The sequence below is a fragment of the Peribacillus sp. FSL K6-5616 genome (assembly GCF_038008245.1).
GTDB classification, from domain to species: domain Bacteria; phylum Bacillota; class Bacilli; order Bacillales; family DSM-1321; genus Peribacillus; species Peribacillus frigoritolerans.
On the sequence record NZ_JBBOYT010000001.1, the window covers coordinates 3,346,381 to 3,364,928 of the forward strand.

The 18,548-nt window shown below is 42.7% G+C and carries 15 protein-coding genes; 1 reads left to right on the forward strand and 14 read right to left on the reverse strand.

The genetic code is table 11. The features are described from left to right. Window positions 1–10 precede the first annotated feature (10 nt). Genes hemB through hemA form a run of 5 tightly spaced genes read right to left on the reverse strand, consistent with a single transcriptional unit; the run spans window position 11 to window position 4,926 of the window. A complete protein-coding gene (gene hemB, locus MHB45_RS16015; RefSeq protein WP_202186742.1) occupies window positions 11–1,003 on the reverse strand; it encodes a porphobilinogen synthase in 993 nt (330 codons plus the stop codon). Continuing rightward, window positions 1,000–1,797: a uroporphyrinogen-III synthase gene (locus tag MHB45_RS16020; protein ID WP_048688900.1), complete on the reverse strand. Its 798-nt coding sequence runs from the start codon at window positions 1,795–1,797 to the stop codon at window positions 1,000–1,002. The genes hemB and MHB45_RS16020 overlap by 4 nt, the downstream gene beginning before the upstream one ends. Then, window positions 1,797–2,729, reverse strand: a complete 933-nt coding sequence (gene hemC, locus MHB45_RS16025) for a hydroxymethylbilane synthase (RefSeq protein ID WP_034308911.1) — start codon at window positions 2,727–2,729, stop codon at window positions 1,797–1,799. The genes MHB45_RS16020 and hemC overlap by 1 nt, the downstream gene beginning before the upstream one ends. Window positions 2,730–2,738: 9 nt before the next feature. Then, entirely contained in the window at window positions 2,739–3,569 is an 831-nt protein-coding gene (locus tag MHB45_RS16030) for a cytochrome C assembly family protein (protein ID WP_048688893.1), read from the reverse strand. A gap of 10 nt (window positions 3,570–3,579) precedes the next feature. Then, complete coding sequence (gene hemA / locus MHB45_RS16035; protein ID WP_034308915.1) at window positions 3,580–4,926, reverse strand: glutamyl-tRNA reductase; 1,347 nt, start codon at window positions 4,924–4,926, stop codon at window positions 3,580–3,582. A gap of 253 nt (window positions 4,927–5,179) precedes the next feature. Between hemA and MHB45_RS16040 the strand changes: the two genes are divergently transcribed. Then, on the forward strand, window positions 5,180–5,662 hold the full coding sequence (locus MHB45_RS16040; RefSeq protein WP_034308917.1) for a LiaI-LiaF-like domain-containing protein: 483 nt from the start codon (window positions 5,180–5,182) through the stop codon (window positions 5,660–5,662). Window positions 5,663–5,718: 56 nt separating this feature from the next. On the opposite strand, the gene yihA is transcribed toward MHB45_RS16040, so the two are convergent. The 9 genes from yihA to leuB all read right to left on the reverse strand — a co-directional run bounded on the left by yihA (window position 5,719) and on the right by leuB (window position 18,545). Then, a complete protein-coding gene (gene yihA / locus MHB45_RS16045) occupies window positions 5,719–6,300 on the reverse strand; it encodes a ribosome biogenesis GTP-binding protein YihA/YsxC (protein ID WP_034308918.1) in 582 nt (193 codons plus the stop codon). After that, entirely contained in the window at window positions 6,297–8,618 is a 2,322-nt protein-coding gene (gene lon, locus MHB45_RS16050) for an endopeptidase La (RefSeq protein WP_048688890.1), read from the reverse strand. Before lon ends, yihA begins: the two co-directional genes overlap by 4 nt. Before the next feature lie 255 nt (window positions 8,619–8,873). Continuing rightward, a complete protein-coding gene (gene lonB, locus MHB45_RS16055) occupies window positions 8,874–10,544 on the reverse strand; it encodes an ATP-dependent protease LonB (protein ID WP_048688888.1) in 1,671 nt (556 codons plus the stop codon). Window positions 10,545–10,947: 403 nt separating this feature from the next. After that, a complete protein-coding gene (gene clpX, locus MHB45_RS16060) occupies window positions 10,948–12,216 on the reverse strand; it encodes an ATP-dependent protease ATP-binding subunit ClpX (RefSeq protein WP_034308926.1) in 1,269 nt (422 codons plus the stop codon). 430 nt (window positions 12,217–12,646) lie between these two features. Further along, window positions 12,647–13,939 carry a trigger factor gene (tig, locus tag MHB45_RS16065; protein WP_034308928.1) on the reverse strand — a complete coding sequence of 431 codons (1,293 nt, stop codon included), beginning with the start codon at window positions 13,937–13,939 and terminating at the stop codon, window positions 12,647–12,649. Window positions 13,940–14,123: 184 nt separating this feature from the next. Beyond that, window positions 14,124–15,158: a tetratricopeptide repeat protein gene (locus MHB45_RS16070; RefSeq protein WP_253349734.1), complete on the reverse strand. Its 1,035-nt coding sequence runs from the start codon at window positions 15,156–15,158 to the stop codon at window positions 14,124–14,126. 165 nt (window positions 15,159–15,323) lie between these two features. Continuing rightward, window positions 15,324–15,923, reverse strand: coding sequence for a 3-isopropylmalate dehydratase small subunit (gene leuD, locus MHB45_RS16075; RefSeq protein ID WP_034308930.1), 600 nt, complete (start codon window positions 15,921–15,923; stop codon window positions 15,324–15,326). A gap of 28 nt (window positions 15,924–15,951) precedes the next feature. Beyond that, the gene (gene leuC / locus MHB45_RS16080) at window positions 15,952–17,361 is read right to left on the reverse strand and encodes a 3-isopropylmalate dehydratase large subunit (protein WP_048688879.1); all 1,410 of its coding nucleotides are present in this window, start codon (window positions 17,359–17,361) and stop codon (window positions 15,952–15,954) included. A 71-nt stretch (window positions 17,362–17,432) separates the two neighbouring features. Continuing rightward, window positions 17,433–18,545 (reverse strand): 3-isopropylmalate dehydrogenase, encoded by a 1,113-nt coding sequence (leuB, locus tag MHB45_RS16085; RefSeq protein WP_048688876.1) that lies wholly within the window; start codon window positions 18,543–18,545, stop codon window positions 17,433–17,435. Window positions 18,546–18,548: the final 3 nt, after the last annotated feature.

Below are 18,548 nucleotides of genomic sequence, written 5' to 3' on the forward strand. Positions count from 1 at the left end.
TATTTTTTTATCATTGATTATCTTCGTTTATCCAGCGTGCTACCTCTTTTGAAAAATACGTAATGATCAAGTCGGAACCTGCGCGTTTCAAGCCTGTCAGCATTTCCATCACTATCGCCTTTTCATCAATCCAGCCGTTTTGGGCAGCAGCTTTGACCATTGAATATTCACCGCTGACATTATAGGAAACGATCGGAAGATTAAAGTTATTCTTAACGTCCCTGATTATGTCCATGTAGGAAAGGGCTGGTTTCACGATTAGGAAGTCCGCACCTTCAGCAACATCGGATTCAGCTTCACGAAACGCTTCAAGGCGATTGGCGGGATCCATTTGGTAAGTTTTCCTGTCTCCAAATTGTGGGGCACCATTCGCAGCATCACGGAATGGGCCGTAAAAAGCCGAAGCATATTTCACCGCATAGGACATGATCGGAATATCTTCATAACCCGCTTCATCCAGACCTGCACGGATGGCCGCAACGAAACCGTCCATCATATTGGAAGGCGCAATGATGTCTGCGCCGGCCTCAGCCTGGCTGATCGCCGTTTTGGCAAGAAGGTCAAGAGAAGCGTCATTAAGGATTTTTTCCCCTTCAACGACCCCGCAATGGCCATGGCTTGTATACTCGCAAAGGCAGGTATCCGCTATGACAATAACTTCAGGATATTGTTTTTTAATAAAACGGGTGGCCTCTTGCACAAGTCCGTTGTGATGAAATGCCCCTGTTCCCTGTTCGTCTTTATCATGATCAAAAGGGACACCGAATAAAATGACTGATTTAATGCCCAGACTCACGACTTCATCCATTTCGGCCCCCAGATTATCCATGGAAAGCTGATAGATACCTGGCATGGAATTGATTTCATTTTTCACATTTTCCCCGTCGATGACGAAGATCGGATAAATCAAATCCTCTTTATGCAATTGTGTTTCACGGACTAAAGCCCTCATGCCAGCACTTGCGCGCAAGCGGCGGTGGCGATTGAATGAAATGTTTTTCATTTGAAAGTTCCTCCCTTTTTATTTCTTTTCAAGATGAAGCGTATTAACTCCGCAACCATGGCGTCCGTCGTATAAACATCTGGACAGACATCGACGGATAGCCCATGTTTTTCAGCCGTTTTAGCGGCAATCGGCCCGATGCAGGCGATGATGATCCGGTCTATGTATGTATCCAATTCATGGCTTTTCATGATCTGTAAAAAATGATTGACCGTCGATGAACTCGTAAAGGTCATGATGTCGATTTCATGGTTCTTTATAAGCTGCACCAGCTTTTTTTCACTGCTTCGAGGAAGCACTGTATGATAAATAATCACTTCATCACAGATTGCTCCAGCTTCATTGATCGCCTCCGCTATAACCGCCCTTGCGAGATTTCCTTTTGCCAGCAACACGCGGGCACCCGGATCAAGCAGGGTATTGAACTCCGCCACGAACCCTTCGGCAACAAACTGAGCTGGAACGAAATCCGCCTTATAACCATGCCGTTTCAGGGCCGCTTGTGTTTTGGAGCCGATTACGGCTATTTTCGGAAGCTTCAAAGGCTGGTTTCCAAGAAGCTTAAAGAAGAAATCCACCCCATTTTGACTGGTCAGAATGATCCAGTCATATGTAAGCAACTCTTCAAACCGCTGTTGCACATCCTCCATATGATCTGGAAGAGTGAACTCAAGCAATGGCACAAGAAGCGGCGTTCCGCCATTTTTTTCGATCGACTCTTTTAAACCATCTGCCTGTCCTTTCCCTCTGGTGATCAATACCTGATAATCCTTAAGAGGTTGAACTGGGTTCATTACTGGTCAAGCTCTTCTTTAACGCGATCGATCAATTCTTTACCGCCCATTTCGCTAATCTGTTTGGCAGCAGCATGCCCAACCGCCTCTGGATCAGCACCTTCAACCATTTCTTTATATATCACCTTTCCATCCGGAGCAGCGACCAAAGCCGTCAAGGAAACGGACCCATTATCTTTTGCCACCGCAAAACCGGCAATCGGCACCTGGCATCCGCCTTCCATTTTATCCAAAAAGGCACGTTCCGCTTCAACCGTTCTTTTCGTTTTTTCACATGTCAATTTCGCAAGTTCTGCCAGCAGTTCTTTGTCGTCTTCACGGCATTCAATGGAAAGAGCTCCTTGTCCCACTGCCGGAATGCAAATATCTTCATCTAAAAATTCCGTTACGATGTCCTGCTCCCAACCCATTCTTGATAGTCCGGCTGCCGCTAAAATGATAGCATCATAATCTTCCGTTTTCAGCTTATTCAGACGGGTATCGATATTTCCGCGAATCCATTTGATTTCAAGGTCCGGCCTTCTAGCCAAAATTTGCGCGCCACGCCGCAAGCTGCTAGTACCTATGATGGAACCGGGCTTCAGTTCGGAAAGGGTTTCATGGTTCTTTGATATCAAAGCATCCCGATGGTCCTCCCTCGGTGGTATGCAGCCAATCGTCAAACCTGGAGGCAGCACTGCCGGCATATCCTTCATACTATGTACGGCCATATCAATTTCTTTATCCAGCATCGCTTGTTCGATTTCTTTAACGAATAAGCCCTTTCCGCCGACCTTGGAAAGTGTTACATCAAGGATTTGGTCACCCTTTGTGACAATTTCCTTCACTTCGAACTCGTATGGGACCCCAAGTCCTTTAAGTTGATCGATAACCCAGTTCGTTTGGGTGATCGCTAATTTACTACGTCTTGAACCGACAATTATTTTTCTCATAGTTTCCTCCTATGTATTCCAAAAGTGGAATGTTGAAAGGCTTCCGAAAAGGAAAAAGTTAATTAACACAATCATGAAAGATCCAATATTCAGAAAGGCTAGCGTCCTTCCATACATTTGTTTCCGAATTTTCAAGTATAAAAACACACTGTAAGCAATAAGCAAAATAAATGAGCCGATGATCTTCATGTCCAGCCAGGATACCCCAGGGACTTTTATATAAGCCCATTGAATCCCCAGGATGAGGGAGACCACCAATAATGGAACACCTATAACTGCGAGGACATAGGACATATGCTCGAGCTTTGTTAAATCGCCAAGTCGAAGCAGGCGTTTCCCCCACTTCTTCCGTTTTAATAAATCATATTGAATTAAGTATAGAAGTGAAAAAACGAAAGAAAGCGTGAATGCCCCATATGATAGGATCGCAAAAGTGATATGTATGAGCAATAGCTCTGAAACCAGGCGCTGTGCAAGCACTTGAGATTCTATCTGAACAGGTGCAAAGGTATGGATGGCCATAACCATGAAACCTAATACATTCGTAAAAAAGACCGTAAAATCGACTCTTAGCAATCGGTTAATGATCAATGATAGCGATATGAGGACCCATGCATAAAAATATAGGCCTTCAAAAATCGTCAATACCGGGAACCTTCCCGTTTTCAACACATACAGAAACAAAAAAATTGTTTGCAGCACCCAAACAATAGAAAGCAACCAGAAGGCGACCCTGTTCGCCTTCTGGTTATTATTAAGGAAATCAATAAAATATAAAAGCATACTGATGGCATACAGCAAAACAGTGGCTTCATGCAATCTTGTCATTAGTAATTCCATATCTACCTCATTACTGGACAGGAACTGGATTCAATAGGGATGACTTGGAGCTGTTCCGTTCTTTTTCATCCGCAACCAGCTGGTCTTCAATCAATTCCTCTAAATGGAAGATTTTCACGAAATTATTTAATTGCTCTTTTGCATTCGGCTCATCTGCCAGCTCTTTTGCATAAAGTATCGGATCCTTCAGCATTTGGTTGATGATGCTTTTCGTATGCTTGTTCAGGACTTTTTTGTCACGTTCGCTCAAATGCGGAAGCTTTCTTTCGATGCTTTCCATCGTTTCCTTTTGTATCGATAGGGATTTTTCCCGTAAAGAGGAAATGACGGGAACCACACCAAGCAGATTAATCCACTGGTTGAAGTCCACGATTTCTGATTCGATCATCATTTCTATTTTCTCGGCAGCTTTTTTACGTTCTTCGATATTGGCTTGCACGATCCCTTCCAGATCGTCAATGTCATACAAGAAGACATTTTCCAGCTCGGCCAATGTTGGATCGAGGTCACGCGGCACTGCGATATCGACCATGAAAATAGGACGGCCCTTACGAAGCTTATTGACGAATGACATCATTTCTTTTGTTACAAGAAGATCTTTTGCACCAGTGGAAGTAATCAGGATATCGGTATCCACTAAAGCGCATTGAAGCTCTTGCAGCTGTTTGGCCGTACCATTGAATCTCTCAGCCAGGTCGACCGCTTTCTGAAAGGTGCGGTTAATGACCGTAATGCTGTCGGCGCCATTGCTATGCAGATTTTGAATGGCCAGCTCACCCATCTTACCGGCCCCAAGAATCAAGACATTCTTGCCGTTCAGGCCTCCGAAGATTTTTTTTGCAAGCTCGACTGCCGCATAGCTGACGGAAACGGCATTGGTATTGATTTCGGTTTCCGAATGAGCTTTTTTAGCTAATGTAAGGGCTTGCTTGAAGAGATGGTTAAAAACGGTACCGATCGTATCTTCCTTCTGCCCTAACAAATAGCTTGAACGTACTTGTCCCAAAATCTGAGTTTCTCCCAGTATCATGGAATTCAAGCCGCAGGTAACTGAAAATAAATGCTCGACAGCCCCATCGCCTTCATAAATGAACAGATATTTAGAAAATTCTTCTTTATCGATGTTAAACCATTCCGAAAGAAATTCCTTGATATAATACCTGCTTGTATGAAGCTGGTCCCCGACCGCATAGATTTCCGTCCTGTTACATGTTGAAATAATAATATTTTCCAAGATGCTTTTTTTATTTTTAAGAGCTTTCATTGCCTCGGCAAGTTCGGCTTCGTTAAACGATAGTTTTTCCCGAATTTCTACAGGGGCAGTTTTGTAATTTATACCAACCGCTAGAATATGCATCCTTTTGTTTTGCACCCCCAAAATTTTTCATGTAAATTAATTATACCATGTACTAAAATGGATTCACGCAAATAATATGAACAGTTTATGAAAACGTATGCTACCATGAAAAGACAGCCAAAACGCCTCAATGCTACAAAAGGTGTCTAAGCGGGATTTGTAAAGTTACATACATATTTCGACATTGTGTACAAAAGTACCATATCAAAAATGGCAAAAAACTTCAAGTAATCGAATTGCATAGGAGGATAAAATGAAAACGCATCGTATTTTCCCAGGAATCGTTTTAATTGGTTTCGGGCTCTATTTTTTTCTTGAACATTCCCAAATCGAAATCTTTCCGGGCTTTTTCAGCTGGCCCACTTTATTATGTATTGTCGGTGCCGCCTTCCTGATTCAGGCATATAGCGGTAATGAATATGAGTCCATCCTGCCGGGCGTCATCTTACTTGGGTTCGGGGCTCACTTCCACATCGCCGAGAACCTGGAGATTTGGCCGGATGATATAGGTATCTTTATTTTAATCATCTCACTGGGATTTATTCTCCGGGCACGTAAAACAAATTCTGGAATGTTTCACGGAATGGTCATATTCATCGTCTCGATCACATTCTTATTCTATGATAAAATCACAACGTCTTTCGGGATTGTTGAAACAACCACCGCGAACATCGAAAGGTTTTGGCCCTTTGCGTTGATGGCGATCGGCATTTATTTTTTGGTTCGAAAAAAGTGAAGATTTTCGATTCCATAATGAAAAAGGGTATTCCAGATGCGGAATACCCTTTTCATTTACATATATTTCTTAAGGACTCCCCATGCTTGTTCCTTACCTTCGCCTGTTTCACCAGAGAATAGAAGCAATTCATCTTCTTTTTCCATATTTAACGTTTGGCGTGTGATTTTCAAGTGTTTCTGCCATTTGCCTTTTGGAATTTTATCCGCTTTGGTGGCAATGACGATCCGGGGCAGGTCATAATGCTTCAGGAATTCATACATTGCGATATCATCCTTTGTCGGCGGATGGCGCAAATCGACGATCAGAAGCGCAGCGCGGAGCTGGTCACGGGAAGTGAAGTACGTTTCGATCATCTTCCCCCAAGCATCACGCTCCGTCTTGGATACTTTTGCATAACCATAACCCGGTACATCCACAAAATGGAGTGCTTCATTTATGATATAAAAATTCAAGGTCTGCGTCTTACCCGGTTTAGAGGATGTGCGCGCCAAGTTTTTTCGATTGATCATTTTGTTGATGAAACTGGACTTCCCAACGTTGGAACGGCCTGCCAAGGCAAATTCCGGTATTGGAGTATTGGGATATTGTTCAGGCTTCACAGCACTGATGACAATATCTGAACTTGTTACTTTCATTCGTTCACACCTACCAATGCATGCTCAAGGACTTCATCGACGTGTGAAACTGGAACAAATGTTAATGCTTTACGGACACTTTCCGGGATATCATCAATATCCTTTTCGTTATTTTGCGGGATGATGATTTTCGTAAGTCCTGCGCGATGGGCCGCTAAAGATTTTTCTTTAAGCCCGCCGATCGGAAGAACCCGTCCGCGTAATGTAATTTCGCCTGTCATGCCTACCTCTTTTCTGATCGGCCTATTTGTAAGGGCCGATATTAACGCTGTTGCAATCGTGATGCCTGCAGAAGGGCCATCTTTTGGAACCGCACCTTCGGGGACATGAATATGAATATCATATTTTTCATGGAAGTTCTCATCAATCTGAAGTTTCTCGGTTTTTGAACGGACAAAACTGAAAGCAGCCTGGGCTGACTCTTTCATTACATCGCCAAGCTTTCCTGTCAGGATCAGCTTCCCTTTACCTGGTGATAAGGAAACCTCGATTTGCAGCGTATCGCCACCTACCGACGTGTATGCTAAACCATTAGCTACACCGACTTGGTTCTCGACTTCCGCCTGTCCATAATGGAACATGGTTTTCCCTAAAAACTCCTCGACATTCTTTTCAGCAATGACGACCCGCTTTTTATCTCCGGACACGATGATTTTTGCCGTCTTCCGACAGATGCCTGCAAGCTGTCGATCAAGACTCCGAACACCGGCTTCCCGAGTATAGTAACGGATGATTTTTGTAAGAGCTTCCTCACGGACTTGCAATTGTGTCTTCAATAAACCATGGTTTTCAAGCTGTCTAGGCAGCAAGTGATCCTTGGCTATATGAAGTTTCTCTATCTCAGTATAACCTGCAATCGAAATGATTTCCATACGATCACGAAGCGGACCAGGAATCGATCCCAAATTATTTGCCGTTGCGACGAACATGACTTTGGAAAGATCGTAGGTTTCTTCAATATAATGATCACTGAAATTATGATTTTGCTCTGGATCGAGCACCTCAAGCATCGCTGCAGATGGATCTCCCCTAAAGTCATTGGACATCTTATCCACTTCGTCCAGTAAAAAGACCGGATTGATCGTACCAGCTTTTTTCATTCCTTGAATGATCCGTCCCGGCATTGCCCCTACATATGTCCGGCGATGTCCGCGGATTTCTGATTCATCGCGCACCCCACCTAAAGATATACGGACGAAATTCCTATTCAGGGATGAAGCGATCGATTTAGCCAAGCTTGTTTTCCCGACTCCTGGCGGTCCCACCAAGCAAAGGATCGGTCCCTTCAATGATTTGGTCAATTGCTGTACGGCCAAATACTCAAGCACACGCTCCTTCACCTTTTCCAAACCATGGTGATCCCGGTTCAGGATTTTTTCGGCTTTATGAATATTCAAGTCATCTTTGGTCGCTTTGGTCCAAGGAAGAGAGATCAGCCATTCGATATAGTTGCGGATGACAGAACTTTCGGCTGAGCTCGAAGGAACTTTTTCATAACGGTCCAATTCCTTTAATGCCGTTTCTTTGATATGCTCAGGCATATCCGCTTCTTCTATCTTTTCGTTCAGGACTTCAATTTCCCCTGTTTTTCCTTCTTTATCGCCCAATTCCTTTTGGATCGCTTTCATTTGCTCTCGTAAATAATATTCCTTTTGAGTCCGTTCCATCGAACGTTTAACACGCTGGCCGATCTTTTTCTCGAGAAAAAGAACTTCTTTCTCGTTATTGATGATCTCGATTACACGGCTAAGACGCTCTTTCATATCAATGGTCTCAAGCACTTCTTGCTTCTCCTTCAATTTCAAAGGCAAATGGGAAGCGATTATATCCGCCAATCGCCCAGGCTCTTCAATATCCGAAGTGGACGAAAACGTTTCACCGGTTATTTTCTTGGACATTTTTATGTATTGTTCAAAATAATCCAGTAGTGTGCGCATTAATGCTTGATGTTCAGCATCCTTTTCATCACTGTCTTCATATATTTTAATCTTGGCACCATAATGTGTCTCATAATCGTAAAATTCCATGACTTCTGCGCGGTTCAACCCTTCCACCAACACCCGGATTGTACCATTCGGAAGCTTCAACATCTGTTTTACCTTTGTTAAAGTTCCCATTGTAAATAAATCTTCTTCACCTGGTTCGTCCAACGAAACATCTTGTTGTGTCGTCAAAAATATAAGATGGTCTTCCACCATTGCTTTCTCAAGGGCTTGTACCGATTTATCTCGGCCTACATCTAAATGAAGTACCATCGTTGGATATACAAGCAGTCCTCTAAGCGGCAGGAGGGGGACGATGATTTCTTTATCAGTCATTTCCTGACACCTCCATCTATTTAGTATCGTCGTTGTAAACTATTTACCCATGTTCTCAACCTTTTAACAATTCTATCCTATTTATATAGAAGTGTCTATTCGTTTACCTTAACACGTTTCGACTGCTATTATTATCTCCAACATTAGATAAAAAAGCACGCCTGAATGCGTGTTTATTTTTTACGGCAGGGCGGCCGTGAACGCCAATATGGTCCTTAAAATGCCCCGGTTCTATTTTTAGCCGGGGCATATCCTTTATACACTTTCTTTTTTTGATAGGTCCAAGGTTGTGAGGATTTGTTCCGACATCAATTCTTTCTTCAGTGCCTGATCCAGCACTTCTTTCACATTCGAAACAGGAATGATTTCTATATCCTTGATTTCAGATAGAAGCGGCTGCATGTTTTCGGCTGGGATGATTACCTTTTTTGCACCGGCAAGTTTAGCCGCCTTGATTTTCGGAATGACACCGCCAATCGGTTTAACGCCGCCATGAATGCTTATTTCCCCAGTCATCGCCATAGTATGGTCAACAGGGATTTTATATATGGCCGAGTATATGCCTGTGGCCATTGCAATTCCTGCAGAAGGGCCATCCACTGGACTTCCGCCCGGAAAGTTCACATGGATATCGAATTGATCGGCAGGCACTCCCATCGAACGTAAAACCGTAATGACATTTTCAATCGAACCTTTCGCCATGCTCTTGCGTCGAACCGATTTACCACTCCCGCCGCCGATACTTTCCTCCTCAACGATACCGGTAATGTTTATCGAACCTTTTTCATCAGAGGCAGCCATGACCGTAACCTCAATTTCCAGCAATGCCCCGCTGTTTGGACCATAGACTGCAAGACCATTGACAAGGCCTATTTTGGAATTCGCTTCTATTTTCCTGTCCATTCTTTGGGTCAGCTGGCTGCTATGGGCCATCCAATCTATATCTTCTTCCCTGATGAAAGTCCTGTTTTCATTAATTGATATTCCTGCAAGAGTCTGAATCATGTTGACAGCTTCCCTGCCATTTCGGGCATAATCCGAAATCGATTGCAAGCCTTTTTCACTGATGGTGATCCCCACTTTATCTGAGGCATTCTTGGCCACGGCGATTATTTCTTCCCGGTCCAGTTCACGGAAAAACACTTCTATGCATCTTGAACGTATCGCAGGCGCGATTTCATTTGGTGTTCTTGTAGTAGCTCCAATCAACCGAAAGTCAGCGGGCAGTCCATTTTTAAAAATATCATGGATGTGAGTGGGAATATTTTGATTTTCCTCTTGATAATAGGCACTTTCCAGAAAGACCTTACGATCCTCCAATACCTTTAACAGTTTATTCATCTGTATCGGATGGAGCTCCCCTATTTCATCTATGAACAGTACGCCTCCATGTGCATTGCTGACTGCACCCTGCTTTGGCTGCGGAATGCCTGCCTGTCCCATTGCCCCGGCTCCTTGGTAGATTGGATCGTGCACAGAACCGATGAGCGGATCGGCAATCCCTCGTTCATCGAACCTAGCTGTGGTGGCGTCCAATTCAACAAAAACGGCCGAATTCTTAAAAGGGGACTTGCCATTTTTCTTCGCCTCTTCCAAAACAAGTCTGGCAGCTGCCGTTTTCCCTACCCCAGGAGGACCGTAAATTATCACATGCTGGGGATTCGGCCCACATAAAGCAGCTTTTAATGATTTAATCCCATCTTCTTGACCGATGATTTCATTAAATGTGCTTGGTCTAACTTTTTCTGCCAATGGTTCTGTTAACGAAATCGATCTCATCTTCCGTAATTGGTCCATCTCCTTACGTGAATCACGGTCAATGGAAACTTTTTGTGTCCGCTGGCCTTTCAATAAGTTCAAAAAATACAATCCAATAATAATCCCAAAAAACAGCTGGATAAACAACGCCAATCCTGTCCAATTCATCGTATTCCCTCCTGCACTCTCCTAGTTTGTCATTTCTGTTAGTATCTCCTTTGGAAGGGCGAAATTATCCAAGAAATTCGTGTTGAAAAATTGGCGTTTTTATCCTGTACAACAACAATTTGAAAAAAAGGAAAAGAAAGAGACTGCCAGGATGAACTGGCAGTCTCAGACTGTAAACAACTCGAAATTAACTGGTTTCACCCTACTTTTTTGAGGCTTTAACGTTGATTTCCACTACAGGCACTCGCTTCCGCGGGCGGTCCGCCCTCGGCGCTCTGCGCCTGCGGGGTCTCCCCTGTACGCGTATTCCCGCAGGAGTCTCGTACCTTCCGTTACAATCAACTTTGGTCTATAAACAAAAAGACTGCCAGGATTAACTGGCAGCCTTTCTTTTCCTTATAAATCAAGCAGATGTTTTCTTTTCTTGTCCTTTGATGGTTGTGCCGTCTTTAAGGACGAGCTTTGGAGATTCATTTTTCGAAATCGTGCTGCCTGTGATTACACATTTTGCAACATCATCACGTGAAGGCAGATCAAACATCACTTCAAGAATGATGCCTTCGATGATGGAGCGCAGACCACGTGCACCAGTTTTGCGTTCAATTGCCTTTTTAGCAATTTCACTTAGCGCTTCCTGTTCGAATTCCAATTCAACATCGTCAAGCTCAAGTAATTTTTGATATTGTTTAACAAGGGCATTTTTCGGCTGTGTAAGGATTTCAATCAAAGCCGCTTCATCCAATTGCTCAAGAGTCGCAATTACCGGAAGACGTCCGATGAATTCCGGAATTAATCCGAAACGAAGCAAGTCTTCAGGAAGGACTTTGGAAAGCAATTCTTTTTCTGCAATATCATCCTTTTTCACGTCAGAGCCAAAGCCAATGACTTTTTGACCAAGACGGCGTTTGATGATCGGTTCGATGCCATCAAAGGCACCGCCGCAGATGAACAAAATATTGGTCGTATCGATTTGGATGAATTCCTGATGTGGATGTTTACGTCCACCTTGAGGCGGAACGCTTGCAACCGTTCCTTCAAGAATTTTCAATAAAGCTTGTTGCACACCTTCACCAGACACGTCACGTGTAATAGAAGGATTTTCCGATTTACGGGCAACTTTATCGATTTCATCAATATAAATGATGCCTTTTTCCGCTTTTTCCACATCATAATCAGCTGCTTGGATTAATTTGAGAAGAATGTTTTCAACATCTTCCCCAACATATCCAGCTTCCGTCAAGGAAGTGGCATCAGCAATGGCAAAAGGAACATTCAGTAAACGTGCCAATGTTTGCGCAAGAAGGGTTTTCCCGCTTCCCGTCGGTCCGATTAGGGCGATGTTACTTTTAGAAAGCTCAACATCGTCGACTTTGCTATTGGAATTGATACGTTTATAATGGTTATAAACAGCTACAGCCAAAGATTTCTTTGCCTGTTCTTGTCCAATCACATATTCGTCAAGAATTTCACGGATTTCCATAGGTTTAGGAACATCTCTGAATTCTACTTCTTCATCAGTTCCCAGCTCTTCTTCGACGATCTCCGTACAAAGTTCTATACACTCGTCACAAATATAGACACCTGGACCAGCAACCAGTTTACGGACTTGTTCTTGTGTTTTACCGCAAAAAGAACATTTTAACTGTCCTTTTTCATCATTAAATTTAAACATGTACGTTCACCCCTTTAAATACTCTTCCAACTCTATTACATAGCGGTACCTAATCGTAAATAAAAAAACTAGGTACACATCTGCTTAAACATTCCAAAATCCCTAGTATGTTTTGCATTTTATCATGTTCTTGGAAGTTTAGTAACAAAAATGCTCACGGTCCGAGTTGTTAAATAAGTACAATAATCAATCAATATGTATTTGCCCTTTACCAGCATGCCCAAAACTTCGGATTTTTAAAAGCAGGATTTGCTGTATAAATATGTATATGCGGTATTAGAACTAATCTACACCGAAATCCAAAAAAAATCAATCAGGAAATAACCGATATTTAAAATTTACACTAATTCTCAATATGTATAAAACAAGGCACGATTACTCGCGCCTTGTTTTTTTAAAGGAAATATTTAAATCTACTTATTTATAAAAATTATTTTGCGTCAACTGTTTTGCTGTTTTCTACCAAGAAGTCAATTGCTTTCTTAATTTTAAGATCGCCTTTGATTCCTTCTAAGTTTCCAAGAGCTTGTTTGATCGCGTCAACTTCCATATTGTACATAGTAGCCATTTGTGCAAGTTCAGCTTCTACATCTTCGTCAGTCGCTTCAAGTTTTTCAACTTCTGCGATTGCTTCAAGAGTCAGGCTCGTACGAACTTGTCCTTCAGCTTCTTCTTTCATTTGCGCTTTTAAAGCTTCTTCGTCTTGACCTGAGAATTGGTAGTAAAGTTCCAAATTAAGACCTTGAGATTGGATGCGTTGAGAGAACTCATTCATCATGCGGTCAACTTCATTTGAAATCATTGCTTCAGGAACGTCGATTTCTGCACCTTCAACAGCTTTACCAATTACAGTGTTTTGAATGAAGTTTTCTTCTTCATGTTTTTTGTCATGCTCTAATTTATGCTTTGTTTTTTCTTTAAGTTCAGCCAAAGTTTCCACTTCGTCGTCGACATCTTTCGCGAACTCATCATCCAACTCAGGAAGTTGTTTTGTTTTGATTTCGTGAATTTTCACTTTGAATACTGCTGGTTTACCTGCAAGTTCAGCAGCATGGTATTCTTCAGGGAATGTAACTTCGATATCTTTTTCAGCGCCAGTTTCAAGACCGACAAGTTGCTCTTCGAATCCTGGAATGAAAGAGTTTGAACCGATTTCCAATGAATGGTTTTCTGAAGCTCCGCCTTCGAATGCTTCACCATCAACGAATCCTTCAAAGTCAAGTACAACCGTATCGCCTTCAGCAACTTGTCCTTCTTCTTTAACGACAAGTTCAGCTTGACGCTCTTGTAAAGTTTTCAATTCGTTTTCAACATCTTCGTCAGTTACTTCAGTATTGAATTTTTCAACTTCAACACCTTTGTAATCTCCCAATTTAACTTCAGGCTTAACTGTTACAGTTGCAGTGAAGATCAGGTTTTCGCCTTTTTCCATTTTCTCGATGTCGATTTCTGGACGATCTACAGGCTGAATTCCAGCTTCTTCGACAGCATTTGCATAAGCATCTGGAAGAATGATATCAAGCGCATCTTGGTAAAGAGATTCTACGCCGAATTTTTTTTCGAACATTTGACGTGGCATTTTACCTTTACGGAAGCCAGGTACATTTACTTGTTTCACTACTTTTTTGAAAGCTGCGTCTAAACCTTCGTTTACTTTTGCAGCGTCAACTTCAATTGTTAATACGCCTTGATTACCTTCTTGTTTTTCCCATTTTACAGACATGTGTTTCCCTCCAAAAATCTATATACTTCAATAATAAGCATTGGATGATTATGCTTTGCAAGTGTTAACAAGTCATCCTTCAAATATACCCCCAAAATAATGGGGAAATCGTCAAAATTAGACGAATTATACATTACAACCACTACATTATACCACAGGATCAATCTGTTACAACAGCAATAGCTTAAATAATAGGATAAGAAATTTCTTCAATTTCTTTTATATAGGAAAGAATATCCGCAACGCTTTCCTCATCTGCCTGGTAAAGGTCCGCTAAGTCCCTCACGGAAACTTCCCCGGTCATGTACTCTTCCGCCAAGGCATGGTAGGCAGCTGCCCATGCAGGCAAGCTTTCAGGTCCTGGTTCAAAAGGAAACAATAAAAAAGAATGACGTTCAATCAAACTATGGACCATTTCATATAAGCTCGGATTATCCTGACTGATTTCCTCTTCGGCCAGTCCGGTTACCTTCTTATAGAAGTCCGTCTCCTTCAAACTTTTCGATTCCCTTGGGATGACCGACTTCGATTGATTGAATTTCCTCACCGTCATTTCCTCGTTATATTCCTGGTCGATAAGGATGTTAAGGAGCATCGTTTTGAAGAAAGGATGTCCCTCATCATTTTGTAGAAATTCTTCGATTTGAGGGATAAATGGTCGAATGTTGATATTCGTTAGTTTTGAAATGACCATTAGCATTTCATTATCCGTTTTCCCTTCAAAAAGTTCATCCTCCTGCATTTCCTCTGAAAGCTGTTGATTTTGCCTTTCTTTCTCTTCTTTTTTATCCTCAAGGGCCCTTTTACTGAACTGAAGCATCTTTTCGAAATGTTCCTCTTTATCAAAGGGGATTTGGTTTTCTTCAAATAGCAGTTCGATCGTCGTGACCATTTCCTGGTGCTCGCCTAATTGCAGCAGTACCATCAAATAAATATTGATCAGTTGAAAATAGTCGCCGATGCCTTTATTCAGCATCTCTATACACAACTCTTTAGACTCCTGGTAATACTCAAGTTCAACTAGTGAGACCACAAGTCCCATGCAAACTTCATCATTTTCGGGCTCATACTCCCTGGCTTGGCTAAAAAGCTGTGCAGCCGCTTTAAAGTTCCTGTTACCAAGCTCATCCAGTCCTTTTACTATCAGCCTCTCACCGAGATTTGGAAAGGCGATAATCTTTGTTTCTCCGGCCTTCTTTTGGTTGTTCTCATCATCCATCCTATTTTCCGCCTCACCGTTCGCTTTTTGAGAAACAGTTTAGCATGTAATAGCTGGAAACACAAAAATTTATATGGACGGATGCACGACTTACCTTCTTTCTGCGATAAAAAAATCCCGCTTCCTTTCAAATAAGAAAGGAGAACGGGAAATGACTTTTTTCTTTTAAATACTCGATACTGCCTTTTTTTGAGATTCATAGGCAGAAATCTCTTTATCATATTGAAGCGTTATCGAAATTTCATCCCAGCCTTTGACGAGCATTTCCTTCCAATATGGATGAATTTCAAAGCTCGTTTCAAACCCTTGCCCATCTTTCAATGTCTGATTGGGAAGGTCGATCGTCAACTCATAATCAGGTGCCGATACTCTCTCCATTAAATAGTTTACTTCAGTCTGGGTCAAAGCGATGGGGACCATGCCATTTTTCATGCAATTACTTTTAAAGATATCAGCATAAGACGGAGCGATGATGATATCGAACCCATAGTCTTTCAAAGACCAAGGGGCATGCTCACGGGATGAACCGCAGCCAAAATTTTCACCTGCTATTAATATGGACGTGTTTTGATTATGGGGCTGATTCAACTCAAAATCTGGACGTTTCTTCCCAGTTTCATCAAAACGCCAGTTATAGAATAAAAATTCGCCAAATCCGCTTCGCTCAATCCTTTTTAAAAATTGCTTGGGAATGATTTGGTCCGTATCCACGTTTTTACGGTCAAGTGCCGCCGCTCTTCCTTTATATATAGTAATGGGTTCCATTTTCTGCACCTCCGGTTAATTCGTATTCTTATTGGACTTGTTCAGTTCTATTCAAATTCCTAATATCGACAAATTTCCCATGAATGGCGGCCGCGGCAGCCATAGCCGGACTAACCAGGTGTGTTCTTGCTCCAGCTCCTTGCCTGCCTTCGAAGTTCCGATTGCTTGTGGAGGCACAATGCTCGCCGGCCGGAACCACGTCAGGGTTCATGCTCAGGCACATGCTGCAGCCCGATTCGCGCCATTCAAAGCCTGCAGATTTGAAAATCTCATCCAACCCTTCATCTTCCGCTTGCCTTTTGACGCTTTGTGAACCAGGAACGACCATCGCCCGAACCCCTTTATGAACAGTTTGGCCATCAATCATTTCTGCGGCTTGCCTTAAGTCCTCAATGCGTGAATTGGTACACGATCCTATGAATACATGTTGTACGGGAATTTCCGTGATCGGCATCCCTTCCTCAAGGCCCATATACTCAATGGCTCGGTTCAGTTCCTTAGGATCCATGATATCTTCTGCGAAGGTAGGTACTTTTCCGTCCACGCCACTAGCCATTCCAGGATTTGTCCCCCAGCTGACCATTGGTGAAATCAGGCTGCCATCAAGAATGATTTCTTGGTCATAAACAGCATCCTCATCACTGGAAAGTGACTTCCAGTCCTGAACACATTGCTCGAACTCTTCGCCTTTCGGCAAATATTTACGACCTTTCAAATAAGAGAACGTTGTTTCATCAGGAGCTACCAGCCCTGCTCTTGCCCCGCCTTCAATCGACATATTGCAAACCGTCATTCTTTCTTCCATTGACATATCCCGGAAAACTTCCCCGCAATACTCAATGATATGCCCCGTACCGAAATCGACGCCGAATTTAGAAATCACATATAAAATGACATCTTTCGCCATCACGCCATGACCAAGCTTGCCATTAACCTCAAGCTTCAATGTTTTGGGTTTTGTTTGCCATAGGGTTTGTGTGGCCAAAACATGCTCGACCTCACTCGTACCGATTCCAAACGCAATTGAGCCAAACGCCCCATGTGTGGAAGTATGACTGTCTCCGCAGACAATCGTCATCCCTGGCTGTGTAAGCCCTAATTCCGGCCCGATAACGTGAACGATACCTTGATCCGGACTGTCTAAATCAGCAAGGCGGATACCGAACTCCTTACAGTTTTGCTCAAGCGCCTCTAGTTGTTTCCTTGCAATATCATCCTCGATGAAATAGCGATTAACGGTTGGCACATTATGATCCATTGTCGCGAAAGTACGATCGGGTCTCCTGACTTTGCGTCCTTTTAATCTCAATCCTTCAAATGCTTGCGGAGAGGTCACTTCATGAATATATTGAAGGTCAATATAAATTAAATCCGGTTTATTCTCCTCTTCATTTACAATATGGCGATCCCATATTTTCTCTATTATCGACTTACCCATCACTATCCCACCTCGATCAATCTTGTATTTTTTTTAAAAAACACGGCCTAATGTTAGGCCGTGAAAGAAGTTTATGCGTAAGCTCCCATGATGTTGGAAATGGCTTCCTGGTCTAAAAGATTTGCTTTTATTTCTGCAATCATCTCTGAGGTAGACGTAATAGTCGGTTGGCCATTTGCGATATCGCCTGTTCTCAAGCCATATTCAAGGACCGTTTCCACCGCCTGCTCAACTGCTTTCGCCTCATCTTCCAAACCAAAGGATAGACGCAGCATGGAAGCCGCCGATAAAATCGTCCCAATCGGATTAGCCAGGTTTTTGCCTGCGATATCCGGGGCAGAGCCATGAATCGGTTCATATAGATTAGGCCCATTTGTTGATATGGAGGCGGAAGGAAGCATTCCAAGCGAGCCAGTCAATACCGACGCTTCATCGCTTAAAATATCACCGAACATATTCTCCGTCACGATAATATCAAATTGTTTCGGGTTTTTGATCAATTGCATGGCTGCATTATCAACAAGCATATGCTCAAGGGTTACATCCGGATAGTCCTTGGAAATTTCTTCAGCCGTCTCACGCCACATCCTGCTGGATTCAAGAACATTCGCTTTATCCACGGATGTTACTTTTTTCTTGCGCTCCGATGCTAATGAAAAAGCAAGTTCAATGATGCGCTTCATTTCGCTTTTCTGATAGAAAAGTGTATCGACGACCGCCTCTTTCCCTTCTTTTTCAACGCGCTCACTTGGCTTTCCGAAATAAAGGCCGCCAGTTAGTTCCCTGACAATCACAAAATCCACATCTTCAATGAATTCCTTTTTAAGAGGAGAAGATTCCGACAAGCTGGAATAATAGCTGATTGGACGGATGTTAGCATAAAGATTCAAATCTTTTCGGATTTTCAACAAACCTCGTTCCGGTCTTAGGTGCGCAGGCTGGTCATCCCACTTAGGTCCTCCAACGGCCCCTAATAATACCGCATCGCTGTTTTTACAAATCTCCACTGTTTCATCCGGCAGGGGTGAACCTGTGCTATCGATGGCCCCTCCGCCAATCTCACCATATTGAAATTCAAAATCGTGTCCATATCTTTGGGCAACGGCTTCGAGGATTTCTACAGCGCCTCTTGTTACTTCTTTCCCGATGCCATCTCCTTGAAGCACCGCAATATTCCTTTTCATCGA